Genomic DNA, 15,232 nt, shown 5'->3' with positions numbered 1-15,232 from the left:
CCGGCACCGGACGCGGCTAGCCACTTTAGGTAGCCAGCTGCCACGTCAGCCCAGCACGGCGTCGATTCGCGATTCGCCGCACCCGCCGGTTGATCAGCCCGAATGACCCATCCGTCGGCCGATCCCAGCAGCCGACGAGGCGATAGATCCGCACCCCTTGACGCCGCAGACGGTCAAGTCGTACGGTTGGTATATCAGTTGTTGATCAATTAGTCGCACGTGCTAGCGCAGGCACCACTAGGAGAACTACGAGTATGGGCTCACCCCGCGTCGTGATCATCGGGGCCGGCATCGTCGGCACCAATCTCGCCGACGAACTGACGGCGAGGGGGTGGGATCGGGTCACCGTCGTCGACCAGGGACCGCTGCCGTTGACCGGCGGGTCGACGTCCCACGCCCCGGGCCTCGTCTTCCAGACCACGCCGTCAAAGACCATGACCGCGCTGGCGAGCTACACCGTCGACAAGTTCAAGGGCCTCGACGTCGACGGCGAATGGTGCTTCAACCAGGTCGGCGGCCTCGAAGTCGCCACCACCCCCCAGCGACTGGCCGAACTGCACCGCAGGCAGGGCTGGGCGACCTCGTGGGGCGTCGACGCCCGCGTGATCGAGCCGGAGGAGTGCGCCAAGCTGCATCCCCTGCTCGAACCGAAGCGCATTCTCGGTGGGCTCTACGTCGAGACCGACGGCCTGGCCAAGGCGTCTCGCGTCGTCGTGGCGCTGAGTCGACGTGCGCAGGCCCGCGGTGCGGAGTTCCGGGGCTCGACGAAGGTCGTCGGAATCGAGCACAGCGGCGGCCGGGTCACCGGCGTCACGACGACCACAGGCGTGATCCCCGCCGACATCGTCGTCTCCTGCGGCGGATTCTGGGGTCCGGACCTCGGCGCGTTGATCGGCATGGACGTCCCACTGCTGCCATTGGCGCACCAGTACGCCACGACGCACCAGCTCCCCGAACTGGTCGGCCGCAACACCGAGTCGTCGGAAGCCGGATTCCCCATCCTGCGCCATCAGGACCAGGACCTGTACTTCCGCGAGCACGTCGACCGCCTCGGCATCGGCTCCTACGCACACCGCCCGATGCCCGTGGACCTCCGCGACCTGCCCGGCGGTGAAATCACCAGCGACGCAATGCCGTCCATGCTCACCTTTACCGAAGAGGACTTCGCCCCCGCGTGGGAGAAGTCCAAGGAACTGCTTCCGTGTCTGCGGGACGCGACGATCGAGACCGGGTTCAACGGGATCTTCTCGTTCACACCCGACGGCGGTCCGCTGATCGGCGAATCACCCGACGTCGCGGGCTTCTGGATCGCCGAGGCGGTGTGGGTCACCCACTCGGCCGGCGTCGCCAGAGCGGTCGCCCAGCTCCTCGTCGACGGACGCTCCGAAGTGGAGTTGCACGGGTGCGACGTCCACCGCTTCGAGGAGATCCAACTCGACCCGCAGTACGTCAGCGAAACCTCGCAGCAGAACTTCGTCGAGATCTACGACATCCTGCACCCGTTGCAGCCCAAGGAATCTCCGCGCGACATCCGCGTCAGTCCGTTCCACGTCCGCCAGAAGGAACTTGGCGCGATGTTCCTCGAGAGCCACGGCTGGGAGCGCCCACACTGGTTCGAGGCCAACGCCGACCTGGTCGGCCAGCTGCCGCCCGAGTGGCAGCCGAAGCCCCGTGACGAGTGGGCCGCCAAGTTCCACTCCCCGATCGCCGCAGCCGAAGCGTGGCGGACGAGGACCGCGGTGGCGATGTACGACATGACGCCACTCAAGCGACTCGAGGTGTCCGGACCGGGAGCCTTGGTGCTCCTCGAACGACTGACCACCGCGAAGATGGACAAGTCGATCGGCGCGGTCACCTACGCCTTGGCGTTGGACGCAGCCGGCGGCGTGCGCAGCGACTTGACCGTTGCCCGCTTGTCTGAGAACACCTTTCAGGTCGGCGCCAACGGAAACCTGGACATGGACTACTTCCGTCGCCAGGCCCCGACCGACGGCAGCGTCACGGTCCGCGACATCACCGGCGGCACCTGCTGCATCGGCCTGTGGGGTCCGCGGGCCCGCGAGGTGGTCACCGCGCTCAGCCGCGACGACTTCTCACACGAGAACTTCAAGTACTTCCGCTGCAAGCAGGTTCGGATCGGCGGCGTGCCCGTCACCGCAATGCGCCTGTCCTACGTCGGCGAACTCGGCTGGGAGCTCTACACGTCGGCCGACAACGGTCTGCGGCTCTGGGATGCGCTCTGGGCAGAGGGCCAGCGGCACGGCGTCATCGCCGCGGGCCGGGCCGCGTTCAACAGCCTCCGCATGGAGAAGGGCTACCGGTCGTGGGGCACCGACATGACGACCGAACACAACCCGTATGAAGCGGGACTCGGGTTCGCCGTGCGACTCCAGAAGGAGGAGTTCCTCGGGCGCGACGCCTTGGCCGGAATCTCCGACGACACCGTTCAGCGGCGGCTGGCCTGCCTCGTCGTCGACGACGGCAGTTCGGTCGTGCTGGGATCCGAGCCGGTATTCGTCGACGGCGCACCCGTCGGCTACGTCACCAGCGCGTCGTTCGGGCACACCGTCGGTGCGCCGATCGCCTACGCGTGGCTGCCTGCCACCGCCGTCGTCGGAACGGGTGTCGAGATCCAGTACTTCGATCGACGCATCGCGGCCACCGTTGCGGCCGAACCACTCGTCGACCCCGAGATGAAGAAGATTCGGGCATGACCTGCCGATGACCCACGCTCCACCCCACTCCCACCAGGAGATCTCATGACCCAGAACTTCACCCTGACGCTGAGTTGCCCCCAGCGGCCGGGCATCGTCCACGCCGTCACCTCGTTCCTGTTCTCCCGCAACTGCGACATCGCCGAGCACCAGCAGTTCGACGACACGGTGAGCCAGTCGTTCTTCCTTCGCACGAAGTTCATCTGCGGGGAAGAGGTCGCGGGCGTCCCGGAGCTGACCGAGCAATTCGAGACGCTCGCAAGCACTTTCGGGATGAACTTCCGCTTCGACGCGGGTGTGCCGCCTCGCGTGGTCGTGATGGTGTCGAGGATGGGTCATTGCCTCAACGACCTCATCTTCCGCTGGCGCGCGGGCACCCTCGGCGGTGAGCTGGTGGCCGTCGTCTCGAATCACGAGGTGCTGCGCCCCATGGCCGAGGCGGCGGGCCTTCCGTTCGTGCACATCCCCGTGACGCCGACGACCAAGCCGGAGGCCGAGGCCGAACTGCTGGCACTGGTCGACGAGTACGACGCCGACCTCGTTGTCCTGGCCCGCTACATGCAGGTGCTGTCCAACGAGACCTGCACGGCGCTGCAAGGCCGCGCGATCAACATCCATCACTCGTTCCTGCCCGGCTTCAAGGGCGCCAAGCCGTACCACCAGGCCTACGACCGCGGCGTGAAATTCGTTGGGGCGACCGCACATTACGTGACGCCCGACCTCGACGAAGGACCGATCATCGAGCAAGAGGTCATCCGAATCGACCACTCATACGACCCGGCGCGGCTGGCAACCGTTGGACAGGACGCCGAAGCGCTGGCGTTGTCCCGCGCAGTTCGGTGGCATTGCGAGAACCGCGTGATGATGCACGGGCATCGCACCGTCGTCTTCAGCTGACGCCTGTCGGCGTCACCGATCAGACGATGGCGCGGACCGACTCCTCGAACCCGATGACGTGCTCGAGTGCGATCGCAGCGGCTGCGTCTCCGTCACCGGCGGCGATGGTCCGCAGAAGATTGGTGTGCTCGCCGACGTGCTTGGCGACCGTCGGCAGCCGATCCAGGAACAGGCAGAAGATGCGGGTGGCGAGGTTGTCGTACCGGACGAGGACGTCTTCGAGATGGGGGTTGCCCGCGGCGCGGTAGATGGCGCGGTGCACCAAAAGATCCCACCGCATCAGTTCGTTGCGGTCGATTCCTGCGACGTCGAGCGCGTCGGTGTCGTCGGCCAACCGCACCAGCTCGGCTCTCGTCGACGCACTCGCGGCCTCTGCGGCCGTCCGTGCCGCCACCGGCTCGAGGTTCACCCGGATCTGCGAGATGTGTCGAAGGTCGGCGACGTCGACCCCGGTGGCGAACGTCCCGCGGCGCGGATAGGACACGACCAGCCGGTCGGCCTCCAGCCGCTTCAGCGCCTCCCGGACGGGCGTTCTTCCGAACTGCAGTTCGGCAGCCAGCTCGCTCTCCACGATCGCCTCGTTCGGGCGGATGTCGAGCATGATCAGCTTGTCCCGGATGGCGAGGTAGGCGCGGTCGGCGAACGACATGCCCTCGGGGTCGGCTTCCAGCTCCGCCGAGCTCAGCGTTGTCACGGTCACGAACCTCCCGACGTCGACGTCTTGCACCCGGAAGTCAACCCGACCGTGCCGCGTCGATGATATATCAGTGCGTCGACGGCCGGTGACCGCCGTCGCCGAAACGTCTCGGCACGCCGTCAGAGCAGCGCGCGAATCTCCCGTTCGAAGCCCGTGACGTGCGCCAACGTCAGGTCGGCTGCGGCCGCCTCGTCACCGGCGACGATCGCCTGGAGCAACGCGATGTGCTCCCGAACGTGACTCGCGACGTCGGGCAGCCGGTCCAGGAACAGGCACCAGATCCGCGTCGCATGTCCGTCGAGGGTGATGAGGATTTGCTCGAGGTGCGGATTCCCCGACGCGCGATAGATCTCGCGGTGCACGTAGACGTCGCGGCGCAACACCTCCCGCGCGTCGTCATCGTCGTCGATCGCGGCGATGCTCTCCGCAAGGACACCGAGTCGCGCGCGCATGTCGGCGGACGCCGTGCGGGCGGCCCTGGCCGCGGCGGTCGGCTCGAGTTGCTTGCGGATTTCGGAGATGTCCGCGAGGTCGGTCAGGTCGACGGCGGTAGCGAACGTGCCGCGCCGGGGATACGCGACGACGAGTCGATCCCGTTCCAGGCGCTTGACGGCCTCCCGCACGGGGGTGCGGCCAAGGCCGAGTTCCGCCGACAGCCGGTCGTCGTTGATCGGTTCACCGGGCCGGATGTCGAGCATCACCAGGCGCTCGCGGATCACCTCGTATGCGCGATCTGCGTTGCTCTCCGTACCGACGTCTGCGCCGACAAGGGAGCCATCGGCCTGGAAATCCGCCAGTGTCATCGCCGACCTTCCGTTGATCTGTTGACGTAATCGCGTTTTGATCCTAGCCTAATCGCTAACTGATATACCAGTAACTTACTCAGTGAGATTCCAGGAAGGCGTCAATGACTCTCGATACCGCGGTGCCGACGTCGGTACAGCCCGCGAACCCGCTCCTCGGTGCCTCCCTGGCTGAGCTCGACCCGGCTGTGCACGACGCGATCACCGCCGAGCTGGCCCGCCAGGAGACCACCCTCGAGATGATCGCGAGCGAGAACTTCGCCCCGCTCGCGGTGATGCAGGCACAGGGCTCGGTGCTGACCAACAAGTACGCCGAGGGCTACCCGGGCCGGCGCTACTACGGCGGGTGCGAACACGTCGACGTGATCGAGCAGCTCGCCATCGACCGCGTCACAGAGCTCTTCGGTGCGAAATACGCCAACGTGCAACCGCATTCGGGCGCGCAGGCCAACGCCGCGGCAATGGCCGCACTGCTCACCCCCGGTGACACCATCCTGGGTCTGGCACTGCCGCACGGCGGTCACCTGACCCACGGAATGAAGCTGAACTTCTCCGGCAAGCTGTACGACGTCGCCGCGTACCACGTGACAGAAGGCGACCACCTCGTCGACATGGCCGAGGTCGAACGAGTGGCCCACGAACGACGACCCAAGCTGATCCTCGCCGGCTGGTCGGCCTACCCGCGGCAGCTCGACTTCGCCGAATTCCGGCGCATCGCCGACGACGTCGGGGCCTACCTCATGGTCGACATGGCGCACTTCGCCGGCCTGGTGGCCGCCGGGTTGCACCCCTCCCCCATGCCGCACGCACACGTCGTCACCTCGACCACGCACAAGACCCTCGGCGGCCCGCGCGGCGGCATCATCCTGACCAACGACGAGGCCCTGGCGAAGAAGTTCAACTCCTCGGTCTTCCCCGGTCAACAGGGCGGCCCACTGGAACACGTCATCGCCGCCAAGGCCGTCTCGTTCAAGGTCGCCGCCCAACCGGAGTTCGTCGTGCGCCAGCAGCTCACCCTCGACGGCGCCAAGATCCTCGCCGACCGTCTCCTGCAACCGGATTCGCATGCCGCCGGCATCAGCGTCGTCTCCGGTGGCACCGACGTGCACCTGGTGCTGGTCGACCTGCGTGACTCCGAGCTGGACGGTCAGCAGGCCGAGGACCGGCTGCACCGCGTCGGCATCACCGTCAATCGCAACGCCGTCCCCTTCGACCCGCGCCCACCGATGGTCAGTTCGGGTGTGCGCATCGGCACCTCGGCCCTCGCGACGCGTGGCTTCGACCTCGACGCCTTCGCCGAGGTCGCCGACGTCATCAGCCACGCGCTGCGACCCGCAACCGACGACGCCGCCCTCGCCGAACTCCGTACCCGGGTCGACGCCCTCGCGGCGCGCTTCCCGCTCTACCCCGGCCTCGCAGGGGCCACGCTGTGACCACTCACACCGTGCCGCCCGGCGCACACCTTCCCGACCATCCGGAATTCCTCTGGCGCACACCGACGCCCAAGAAGAACTACGACGTCGTCATCGTCGGTGGCGGTGGCCACGGACTGGCCACGGCGCACTACCTCGCGAAGAACCACGGCATCACCAACGTCGCCGTGCTCGAACGGGGATGGCTCGCCGGCGGCAACATGGCCCGCAACACCACGCTGATCCGATCGAACTACCTCTGGGACGAGAGCACCCGCATCTACGAGCACGCGCTCAAACTGTGGGAGGGACTCGAAGACGACCTCGACTACCCAATCCTGTTCAAGCAGTGCGGCGTTCTGAATCTTGCCCACAGCCTGCAGGACGTCCGCGACAGCGTGCGACGGGTCGAGGCCAACAAGCTCAACGGCATCGACGCCCACTGGGTCGACGCCGACGAAGTCAAGAAGCTCTGCCCGATCGTCAACGTCTCCGACGACATTCGCTATCCCGTGATGGGCGCGACGTATCAGCCGCGGGCAGGCATCGCCAAGCACGACTACGTCGCATGGGGGTTCGCGCGTCGCGCCGACCAGGCCGGCATCGACATCATCCAGAACTGCGAGGTCACCGGTTTCGTCACCGACGGTGACCGGGTCACCGGCGTCCGCACCACCCAGGGCGACATCGGCGCGGGCCAGGTCGCACTCTGCGCGGCCGGGCACACGTCGACGCTGACCGACATGCTCGGCATCCGGACCCCCTTGCAGAGCCATCCCCTGCAAGCGCTGGTCTCGGAGCTGCTGGAGCCCGTGCATCCGACGATCGTGATGAGCAATGCCGTGCACGTCTACGTGTCTCAGGCCCACAAGGGTGAACTGGTGATGGGCGCCGGCGTCGACTCCTACAACGGATACGGTCAGCGCGGCGCGTTCCACATCATCGAGCGGCAGATGGCCGCCGCCGTCGAATTGTTCCCCGTGTTCGCCCGCGCTCATCTGTTGCGCACCTGGGGCGGCATCGTCGACGTCTGCCCGGACGCCTCTCCGATCGTGGGCCGCACCCCGTACGAGAACCTGTACCTCAACGCGGGCTGGGGAACCGGCGGATTCAAGGCGACCCCTGGCATCGGCTGGTGTCTTGCCGACACCATCGCCAACGACGAGCCGCACGAGTTCGTCGCCCCGTTCAGCCTCGACCGGTTCGTCAGCGGAGCGCTCGTCGACGAACACGGCGCCGCCGGCGTCGCGCACTAGGTCCACCGAGCCGTTCACACAGGAGCAACACCATGCAACTCATCGAATGTCCTTGGTGCGGAACGCGCGAGGAAACCGAATTCCACTACGGCGGTGAAGCACACGTCGCCTACCCCGAGGACCCGCAGGCGCTGACCGACGAGGAGTGGGCACGCTACGTGTTCTTCCGCACCAACCCGAAGGGGCTCTTCGCGGAACGCTGGAGCCACAGCGCGGGCTGCCGCCGATGGTTCAACGCCATCCGCGACACCGCCACCTACCGGTTCCACAGCGTGTACCGACCTGACGAGCAGAGGCCGACCACCCCATGAATGCACCGTTTCGCACCCCCGCAGGTGGTCGCGTCGACCGCTCCACCACCCACACCTTCGTCTTCAACGACCAGGAGCTGACCGGCCACGCCGGCGACACGCTCGCGTCGGCGTTGCTGGCCAACGGCGTTCACCAAGTGACCACCAGCATCAAGCTGGGCCGGCCACGCGGCTTCACCGCCGCCTGGGCCGAGGACACCGGCGGTCTCGTCCAGATCGAGCACCCGTTTCCCGAGCCCATGCTGCTGGCAACCACCGTCGAGTTGTTCGACGGCCTTGCCGCCCGGGGCATTCCGGGCCAGGGCCGCCTCGCCGAGATCGCGGACACCGCGAAGTACGACGCGACGCACGTCCACACCGACGTGCTGATCGTCGGAGCGGGTCCGACCGGCCTGGCCGCCGCGCTGACCGCCGCCAGGACCGGAGCGCGGGTCCTACTGCTCGACGAACAGAGCGAAGCCGGTGGCGCTCTGCTGGGGAGCACCGACACGATCGACGGCAAGCCTGCGCTGGACTGGGTCGCGGAGGCAGTGTCCGAACTGGCCACCTTCCCAGACGTCCTTTACCTGCAGCGGACCACCGCGTTCGGTCACTACGACGACGGTTTCGTGCTTGCGCTGCAACGCCGTACCGACCACCTGGGCGGCGACGCACCGGTGGCGGTCAGCCGTCAGCGGGTCTGGCGAATCCGCGCTCGCCGGATCGTCGTCGCCACGGGCGCCCACGAGCGTCCGATCGTGTTCACCGACAACGACCGGCCCGGCATCATGTTGGCCAACGGTGCCCGAACCTTCCTGCACCGCTATGGCGTCAAGGTCGGCGAGCAGGCCGTGGTGTTCACCACCAACGACAGTGCCTACCTCACCGCGTTCGACCTGCAGGACGCAGGCGTGCGGATTGCCGCCGTGGTCGACGCGCGGACGGAGCTGTCGGCAGATCTGTTCGACGAGTGTGCGTCTCGCGACATCGCGGTACACCTCGGTTCGGTGGTCAGCGGCACCCGTGGTGATGCGCGCATCACCCACGCCACCGTCTCGCGTCCGCCCGCAGACGACGCGGCACCCGTCGTGGTGCCCTGCGACGTGCTCCTGGTCAGCGGCGGCTGGAATCCGGCCGTGCACCTGTACAGCCAGGCCCGCGGCAAGTTGCGCTACGACGAGACGCTCGGCGCGTTCGTCCCCAGCGAGTCCCTCGACGGAGTCGACGTCGCGGGCTCGGCGACCGGAGTCTTCGACCTGCCTGGCTGCCTTCGCAGTGGTCGAGAGGCCGTCGAATCAGCCCTCTCGGCAATCGGATTCGTCGCTGCGACTGCCACGTACCCCGGTGAAGCCGACCCCGTCCGCACCCCGGCCGCGGGCCTGGTGCTGTGGTACGTCCCCGACTCCGCCACCGCGACCCGGCAGTTCGTCGACGTCCAGCGCGACGCCACCGTCGCCGACCTCGTCAGGGCGGTGGGTGCGGGTATGCGCTCGATGGAGCACATCAAGCGCTACACCACCATCGGGACCGCACACGACCAGGGCAAGACCTCCGGCGTCGTCGCGTCCGGCATCACCGCCGAACTGCTCGGCAGCCGGCCAGAGGACATGGGTGTCACCACCTTCCGGCCGCCGTACACCCCGGTCGCGTTCGCCGCGCTGGCCGGGCGCAGCCGGGGGCACATGTTCGACCCGGAGCGGGTCACCGCGGTGCACGACTGGCACGTCGACCGCGGCGCGGTGTTCGAGGACGTCGGACAGTGGAAGCGCCCGCGGTACTACCCGCAGGGCGACGAGGATATGGACACCGCCGTCTTGCGCGAATGTGCCGCCGCCCGAACGGGAGTCGGCATTCTCGACGGTTCCACCCTCGGCAAGATCGACGTCCAGGGTCCGGATGCCGGCGAGTTCCTCGACATGCTCTACACCAACTTGATGAGCAGCCTCAAGGTCGGAATGATCCGTTACGGCGTCATGTGCGGCGCCGACGGCATGGTCATCGACGACGGCACCGTGATGCGCCTCGCCGACGACCGCTTCCAGGTGTTCACCACCACCGGGGGCGCCGCCCACATCCTGGATTGGATGGAGGAGTGGCTGCAGACCGAATGGCCACACCTCCGCGTGCGGATGACCTCGGTGACCGAGCAGTGGCACACCTTCCCGGTCGTCGGCCCCAAGTCCCGGGACGTCATCGGCGCGGTGTTCCCCGATCTCGACGTCAGCAACGACGCGTTCCCGTTCATGGCGTGGCGGGACACCACTCTCGGCGGGGCGCACGTCCGGGTCGGTCGGGTCAGCTTCTCCGGCGAACTCGCCTACGAGGTCAACGTAATGGGTTGGTACGCAACCGCGTTGTGGGAGAAGCTCATCGAAGCCGGGGAACGCCACGGGATCACCCCCTACGGCACCGAGACGATGCACGTGCTACGCGCCGAGAAGGGTTATCCCATCATCGGCCAGGACACCGACGGCACCATCACCCCGCAGGACCTGGGGATGAACTGGGTCGTGTCGAAGAAGAAGGTCGACTTCATCGGCAAGCGCTCCTTCTCCCGTAGCGAGAATCTCAACCCCCACCGCAAGCAGTTCGTCGGGCTGCTGCCGATCGACGCCGAGACGGTGCTGCCCGAGGGCGCGCAGATCATCGAACCCCCCGCGGACGGTGAGCTGCCTCCGCCACCCGTGCCGATGCTCGGACACGTCACCTCGAGCTACCGGAGCGCCGAGCTGGGGCGTCCGTTCGCCCTGGCCTTGGTCAAGGGTGGCCACGCCCGCATCGGCGACACCCTGAGTGTCCCGGTCAACGGAACCCTGGTGCCGGTGGAGGTCACCGGTTCCGTGCTCGTCGATCCCGAAGGAGCCCGCCGCGATGGCTGACAGCCTCATCCGAAGGAGCCCCCTCGAGGGCTTCGCCAGCCGGTTCGCGCAGTTGCCGGATTCCGCTGGTGTGCAGGAGGAACCGTTCGTCTCGATGGTCGACCTGTGGGTCGACCCGGCCGGCCAAGGAGCCGCCGCGGCCGCAGCGGTCCTCGGAGTCGACGCGTTGCCCACCACCGCGTCGACGACGGCCACGGCACCGGAGGTGACGGTGATCTGGTTCGGTCCCGACGAATGGTTGGTCACCTCGACGGCGCTTGAGCCCGAGGAGTTGGAGTCGCGGTTGCGTGACGCCGTGGTCGAGCATGGCGGGGCCGCGGTCGACGTGTCGGCGCAGCGCACCAGTGTTCGGCTGAGTGGCGAGCACGCCCGTGACGTCCTGGCGAAGGGTTGCTCGGTCGACCTGCACCCCACGGTGTTCGGTCCCGGTGCAGCCGTGCAGACGATGCTCGGGCAGGCCGCAGTGGTGCTGATGCCGTTGAGCTACAACGGGTTCGACTACCGCATCCTGGTGCGGTCGTCGTTCGCGCGCTATCTCGCGGAGTGGCTGGTCGACGGCGCCGAGGAGTTCGGCGTCGACTGGTAGCGCTGAAGGCGCCGGGTCGTCAGACCCGGCGCTGCAAGGTCATCGGTGACGACCCTGCCGATCCGCAGGTTGCCGCTCACAGGACGACGACCGACCGAAGTACCGCCCCGACGTGCATGGTGTGGAAGGCGTCCTCGATCTCGTCGAGTCTTATCCGCTCGGAGACGAAGCGCTCCAGCGGCAGCCGGCCCTGCCGGTAGAGGTCCACCAGCATCGGGAAGTCGCGTTCCGGCAGGCAGTCTCCGTACCACGACGACTTCAATGCGCCTCCACGAGAGAAGAAGTCGACGAGCGGCATCTCGAGCTGCATGTCGGGGGTGGGAACGCCGACCAGGACCACGGTGCCTGCGAGGTCGCGGGCGTAGAACGCCTGGCGCCAGGTCTCGGGGCGACCGACGGCGTCGATGACGACGTCGGCGCCGAACCCGCCCGTCAGTGCCTGCACGGCCTCGACGGTGTCCTCGTCGGTGGCGTTGACGGTGTGGGTGGCGCCGAGTTCGCGGGCCCACTCGAGCTTGCGGGGGTCGCGGTCGACGGCGATGATCGTGCCGGCGCCGGCCAGGCGTGCACCCATGATGGCGGCATCTCCGACGCCACCGCATCCGATGACGGCGACCGAGTCGCCGCGTGAGACGTTGCCCGTGTTCACCGCGGCGCCGAGGCCCGCCATCACGCCGCAGCCAAGCAACCCGACGACGGCCGGATCGGCATCGGCGTCAACCTTGGTGCACTGCCGCTCGTGGACGAGGGTCTTGTCGGCGAACGCGCCGATGCCCAGCGCCGGGGTGAGCTCGGTGCCGTCGGTGAGGGTCATCTTCTGGGCGGCGTTGTGGGTGTTGAAGCAGTACTGCGGGCGACCCCGCTTGCAGGCGCGACATTGTCCGCACACCGCGCGCCAGTTCAGGATGACGAAGTCACCCACTGTCACCGAGTCGACTCCGGCGCCGACCTCCTCCACGATTCCGGCGGCTTCATGGCCGAGGAGGAAGGGGAACTCGTCGTTGATGCCGCCCTCGCGGTAGGTCAGGTCGGTGTGGCAGACCCCGCACGCCTGGATCTTCACCACGACCTCGCCGGGTCCTGGGTCGGGGATGGTGATCGTCGTGACTTCGACTGGTGCACCCTTCGAGCGGGCGATCACACCTCGAACCTGCTGCGGCATGGGGTGGCTCCTTTTGACGAGACGGCGGCCGACTAGCGGCAATCGTGCTGTATCAGTAAATGCATGTCTAGTATATCAATTGCACTTCTGCGATGACGGCGGCTCACTCACCCATCCCCCGCCGGGCTTTGGAATACTCGCCGACGTGGAAGTCCGCTGGCAGCAGGGCCATACCGACCGACTCCGGGCAGTGCGAGTGGGTTGGGACGGCGCCGAGGTGGGGGCGCCATGCTTCCCGCCCGACTGGGCGTCCGATCCCGACGACGTCCACCTACTGCGCATCGCAGCGGCACACGGCACCTGCCCTCCGGGGACGTATCCGTATCGCCGACCACCCGAAGACTGCGAGTATTCGTTCCTCGTCGAGACACTTGGCGACGAGAGCGCCTTTGACTTCACCGATCGGCATCGGCGCCTGCTGGCGATGATGAGCTGGAGCCTGTCCGACCCGTACGACGACGGAGACATTCCCGGCGCCGACCCGAAACGCCCCTACGGCGACTTCACCTTCTATCAGCTGGAGATGGCCCTACACCTCGGCCTGATCCCGGCGCAGAAGCCGGCGGACTACGACCCGATGACGCCGGAGATCGTCGCGGCCATGACCTCGCTGCACGGCGAGATGCAGCCGGCGCTACAGGTGTTCCTCGAGCGCTTCGAGATCCCCAACGGCCAGGTGTTCACCGGCCATGACTGGGGCGGATGGGAGCCAGCCTGACGATGCTGCCGCTTCGCAATAGTTCGGCACGCTCCTCGGGGGTCGTGCCACCCCAAATGCCATGTGGCTCTTGGGCGTCGACTGCGTAACGCCGGCACGGCACCAGCACGGGACACGACTCGCACACCTGCTTGGCAGGCCGCTCGTTGAGCCGACGGGCGTTACCCCTCGTGTTCTCGGGTGGGTAGAACATGTCCGTGGACGCGCCGCGGCAGCTACCCCGCAGCTGCCAACCACCGTCCGAGAACGCCGAACGCGTCTCGGGGGTGAAACTCCGCATCGCCGGGCGCGCACTCATCGTTGCCACGAATCCTTGCGGTCACCGCAACCCGAACGGACCTGCATCACCATCGCATTCCCCTACTTCTGCCGGCCGTCACCATTCCCGCGCTGCACCGCGCCCCGGCTTGAGCCGGTATTCCGACGATGTCACCGAGGAGGTTCGTCGCGCAAGGCTCGTTTCACTGGGATGGAGAATGTCACATCTGTTGACCGACAACAGTTTCCGACGTTTACCGGAGGTGCATCCGTTGTTCACGAAGGACTACCCAGCCAGCTCCAAGCATGGGGGCTCGGTGCGCAACGTCACGGGTTCACGGCTATCGTCGGAGCCATGGACGGAGTGGTCACCGGCGACGTTGCGGACAGCCGCGACCCCGACGCGGCGCAGGCCGAGTACTACCGCCACGAACTCAGCGGACTACGCGCACAAGCGCAATCCGACCTGGCCCGAAGGTACATCGAACTGCAGCAGCTTCGCGATTCGGGACTGGCCGAGCGCGCCGCAGACGTGCGAAGGTTCATCAGGGCCCTGGAGTCGGAGATCGCCACCTTGGAACGCCTTGGCGAGGGCCTTCAGCGCTGGCTCTAGTCGCCTCCGCGTCCGCGCTGCGGCCAATCTCGGCGACCTTCTGTGCGTCAACGAGGTATCCGAATTCTGGTTAATAGAGGTGGATCTCGGGCGTGTCGAGATCGCGGATGAAGGTCGAGACCCGGCAAGCACGGCGGCGACACCCCGACGACAACGGACGTTAACGAGCGTCGTGTATCGATGTCGTGGCGACTGCCGAGAAGGGGAGAGACCGATGACTCAAGTGGATCGGCGTGCAGATCCAGACTCGCGGCGCGTGATCGATCTAGCCATCGGAATACTGATGGGGCTGCGCGGGTGCTCGGAGGGCGAGGCGTTCGACGATCTCGTCGACGCGGTCCACGAGACTGGCATCGGCCCGGCCGGCCTGGCTGCCGCACTCACACACGTGGTTGGAGGCAAGGGCGAGCGCGTTGCCCACCAGTCCGAGGTCATTCGGGTATGGGGCCATCTACTCACGACCCGAAGTGGACTCCGCGACCGCGATCACCTGAATTAGGGGGCGGGGCGTGATCGGACAGGCGCCCACAAACCGAAGATGGGCACCGGAGCGCGCACCCACCTTGCGGACGGCGAACCGTCCTGACCTCTGACCGATGACGCTGGAAGCTCTCGGTCGGAGGGTGCGAGTGCCCGCCTCTGAGCGAATTGACGAGTTCTCGAATCCTCTTGTGTCACTTCGGTTCCAGGTGTCACAGATCCGGGCTTCTTGTCGGAGGCCCGTACTAGTGTTCGGGTATGAGTTCGGATCGGGTCACCGCAGCAGTTGCGGGAATCCGCGCTGCCGTCGCCGAACTCGTCGACCTGGATTGTGGCCAGTTCACCCACCTCGAATTGGTCGAGTTGTTGGGCGAACTGGAAACCGTCACCTGGCAGCTACCCACGGTGGGGCATCAGCTGATCGCCCGGCTGCAACGCGAAGCCTCCCCGGTCGAGTTGGGCGCCAA

14 protein-coding genes and 1 pseudogene are annotated in these 15,232 nt (G+C 67.0%); 11 read left to right on the top strand and 4 right to left on the bottom strand.

What is annotated here, in order from left to right; all coding sequences use genetic code 11:
* Window positions 1-254: 254 nt before the first annotated feature.
* Together B1790_RS22720 and purU are read left to right on the top strand one after the other, a co-directional pair.
* Window positions 255-2,714 carry an FAD-dependent oxidoreductase gene (locus B1790_RS22720; RefSeq protein ID WP_079925545.1) on the top strand — a complete coding sequence of 820 codons (2,460 nt, stop codon included), beginning with the start codon at window positions 255-257 and terminating at the stop codon, window positions 2,712-2,714.
* A 45-nt stretch (window positions 2,715-2,759) separates the two neighbouring features.
* Complete coding sequence (gene purU / locus B1790_RS22715; protein WP_079925544.1) at window positions 2,760-3,611, top strand: formyltetrahydrofolate deformylase; 852 nt, start codon at window positions 2,760-2,762, stop codon at window positions 3,609-3,611.
* A 19-nt stretch (window positions 3,612-3,630) separates the two neighbouring features.
* On the opposite strand, the gene B1790_RS22710 is transcribed toward purU, so the two are convergent.
* Together B1790_RS22710 and B1790_RS22705 are read right to left on the bottom strand one after the other, a co-directional pair.
* A complete protein-coding gene (locus tag B1790_RS22710) occupies window positions 3,631-4,305 on the bottom strand; it encodes a GntR family transcriptional regulator (protein WP_369832408.1) in 675 nt (224 codons plus the stop codon).
* A 122-nt stretch (window positions 4,306-4,427) separates the two neighbouring features.
* Entirely contained in the window at window positions 4,428-5,111 is a 684-nt protein-coding gene (locus B1790_RS22705; RefSeq protein WP_079925543.1) for a GntR family transcriptional regulator, read from the bottom strand.
* 104 nt (window positions 5,112-5,215) lie between these two features.
* Here B1790_RS22705 and glyA point away from each other — a divergent pair, with 104 nt between their 5' ends.
* From glyA to B1790_RS22680, 5 genes are read left to right on the top strand one after another with little or no spacing between them, the layout of a single operon-like run.
* Entirely contained in the window at window positions 5,216-6,544 is a 1,329-nt protein-coding gene (gene glyA / locus B1790_RS22700; protein WP_079925542.1) for a serine hydroxymethyltransferase, read from the top strand.
* The gene (locus tag B1790_RS22695; protein ID WP_079925541.1) at window positions 6,541-7,779 is read left to right on the top strand and encodes a sarcosine oxidase subunit beta family protein; all 1,239 of its coding nucleotides are present in this window, start codon (window positions 6,541-6,543) and stop codon (window positions 7,777-7,779) included. The genes glyA and B1790_RS22695 overlap by 4 nt, the downstream gene beginning before the upstream one ends.
* 32 nt (window positions 7,780-7,811) lie before the next feature.
* Window positions 7,812-8,090 carry a sarcosine oxidase subunit delta gene (locus B1790_RS22690; RefSeq protein ID WP_079925540.1) on the top strand — a complete coding sequence of 93 codons (279 nt, stop codon included), beginning with the start codon at window positions 7,812-7,814 and terminating at the stop codon, window positions 8,088-8,090.
* Window positions 8,087-10,948, top strand: coding sequence for a glycine cleavage T C-terminal barrel domain-containing protein (locus tag B1790_RS22685; protein WP_079925539.1), 2,862 nt, complete (start codon window positions 8,087-8,089; stop codon window positions 10,946-10,948). Before B1790_RS22690 ends, B1790_RS22685 begins: the two co-directional genes overlap by 4 nt.
* Window positions 10,941-11,534, top strand: a complete 594-nt coding sequence (locus tag B1790_RS22680) for a sarcosine oxidase subunit gamma (protein ID WP_079925538.1) — start codon at window positions 10,941-10,943, stop codon at window positions 11,532-11,534. Before B1790_RS22685 ends, B1790_RS22680 begins: the two co-directional genes overlap by 8 nt.
* A gap of 76 nt (window positions 11,535-11,610) precedes the next feature.
* Here B1790_RS22680 and B1790_RS22675 read toward each other — a convergent pair whose 3' ends face one another.
* Window positions 11,611-12,696 (bottom strand): S-(hydroxymethyl)mycothiol dehydrogenase, encoded by a 1,086-nt coding sequence (locus B1790_RS22675; RefSeq protein WP_079925537.1) that lies wholly within the window; start codon window positions 12,694-12,696, stop codon window positions 11,611-11,613.
* Window positions 12,697-12,841: 145 nt separating this feature from the next.
* Here B1790_RS22675 and B1790_RS22670 point away from each other — a divergent pair, with 145 nt between their 5' ends.
* A complete protein-coding gene (locus tag B1790_RS22670) occupies window positions 12,842-13,414 on the top strand; it encodes a hypothetical protein (protein WP_079925536.1) in 573 nt (190 codons plus the stop codon).
* Here B1790_RS22670 and B1790_RS22665 read toward each other — a convergent pair.
* Window positions 13,377-13,694 carry a WhiB family transcriptional regulator gene (locus B1790_RS22665; protein WP_079925535.1) on the bottom strand — a complete coding sequence of 106 codons (318 nt, stop codon included), beginning with the start codon at window positions 13,692-13,694 and terminating at the stop codon, window positions 13,377-13,379. The genes B1790_RS22670 and B1790_RS22665 overlap by 38 nt on opposite strands.
* 333 nt (window positions 13,695-14,027) lie before the next feature.
* On the opposite strand from B1790_RS22665, the gene B1790_RS22660 reads away from it, so the two are divergent.
* From B1790_RS22660 to B1790_RS22650, 3 genes and pseudogenes are all read left to right on the top strand, one after another.
* A complete protein-coding gene (locus B1790_RS22660; protein ID WP_079925534.1) occupies window positions 14,028-14,285 on the top strand; it encodes a hypothetical protein in 258 nt (85 codons plus the stop codon).
* A gap of 256 nt (window positions 14,286-14,541) precedes the next feature.
* The gene (locus B1790_RS22655) at window positions 14,542-14,784 is read left to right on the top strand and encodes an ANTAR domain-containing protein (protein ID WP_233165269.1); all 243 of its coding nucleotides are present in this window, start codon (window positions 14,542-14,544) and stop codon (window positions 14,782-14,784) included.
* Between the two features lie 239 nt (window positions 14,785-15,023).
* A pseudogene (locus B1790_RS22650) lies at window positions 15,024-15,232 on the top strand (hypothetical protein); the annotation flags it as partial.

This window comes from Mycobacterium sp. AT1, assembly GCF_002043095.1.
Lineage (GTDB): Bacteria > Actinomycetota > Actinomycetes > Mycobacteriales > Mycobacteriaceae > Mycobacterium.
Note: the sequence above shows the minus strand (reverse complement) of the source record. Positions and strands in the feature narration are given on the sequence as shown.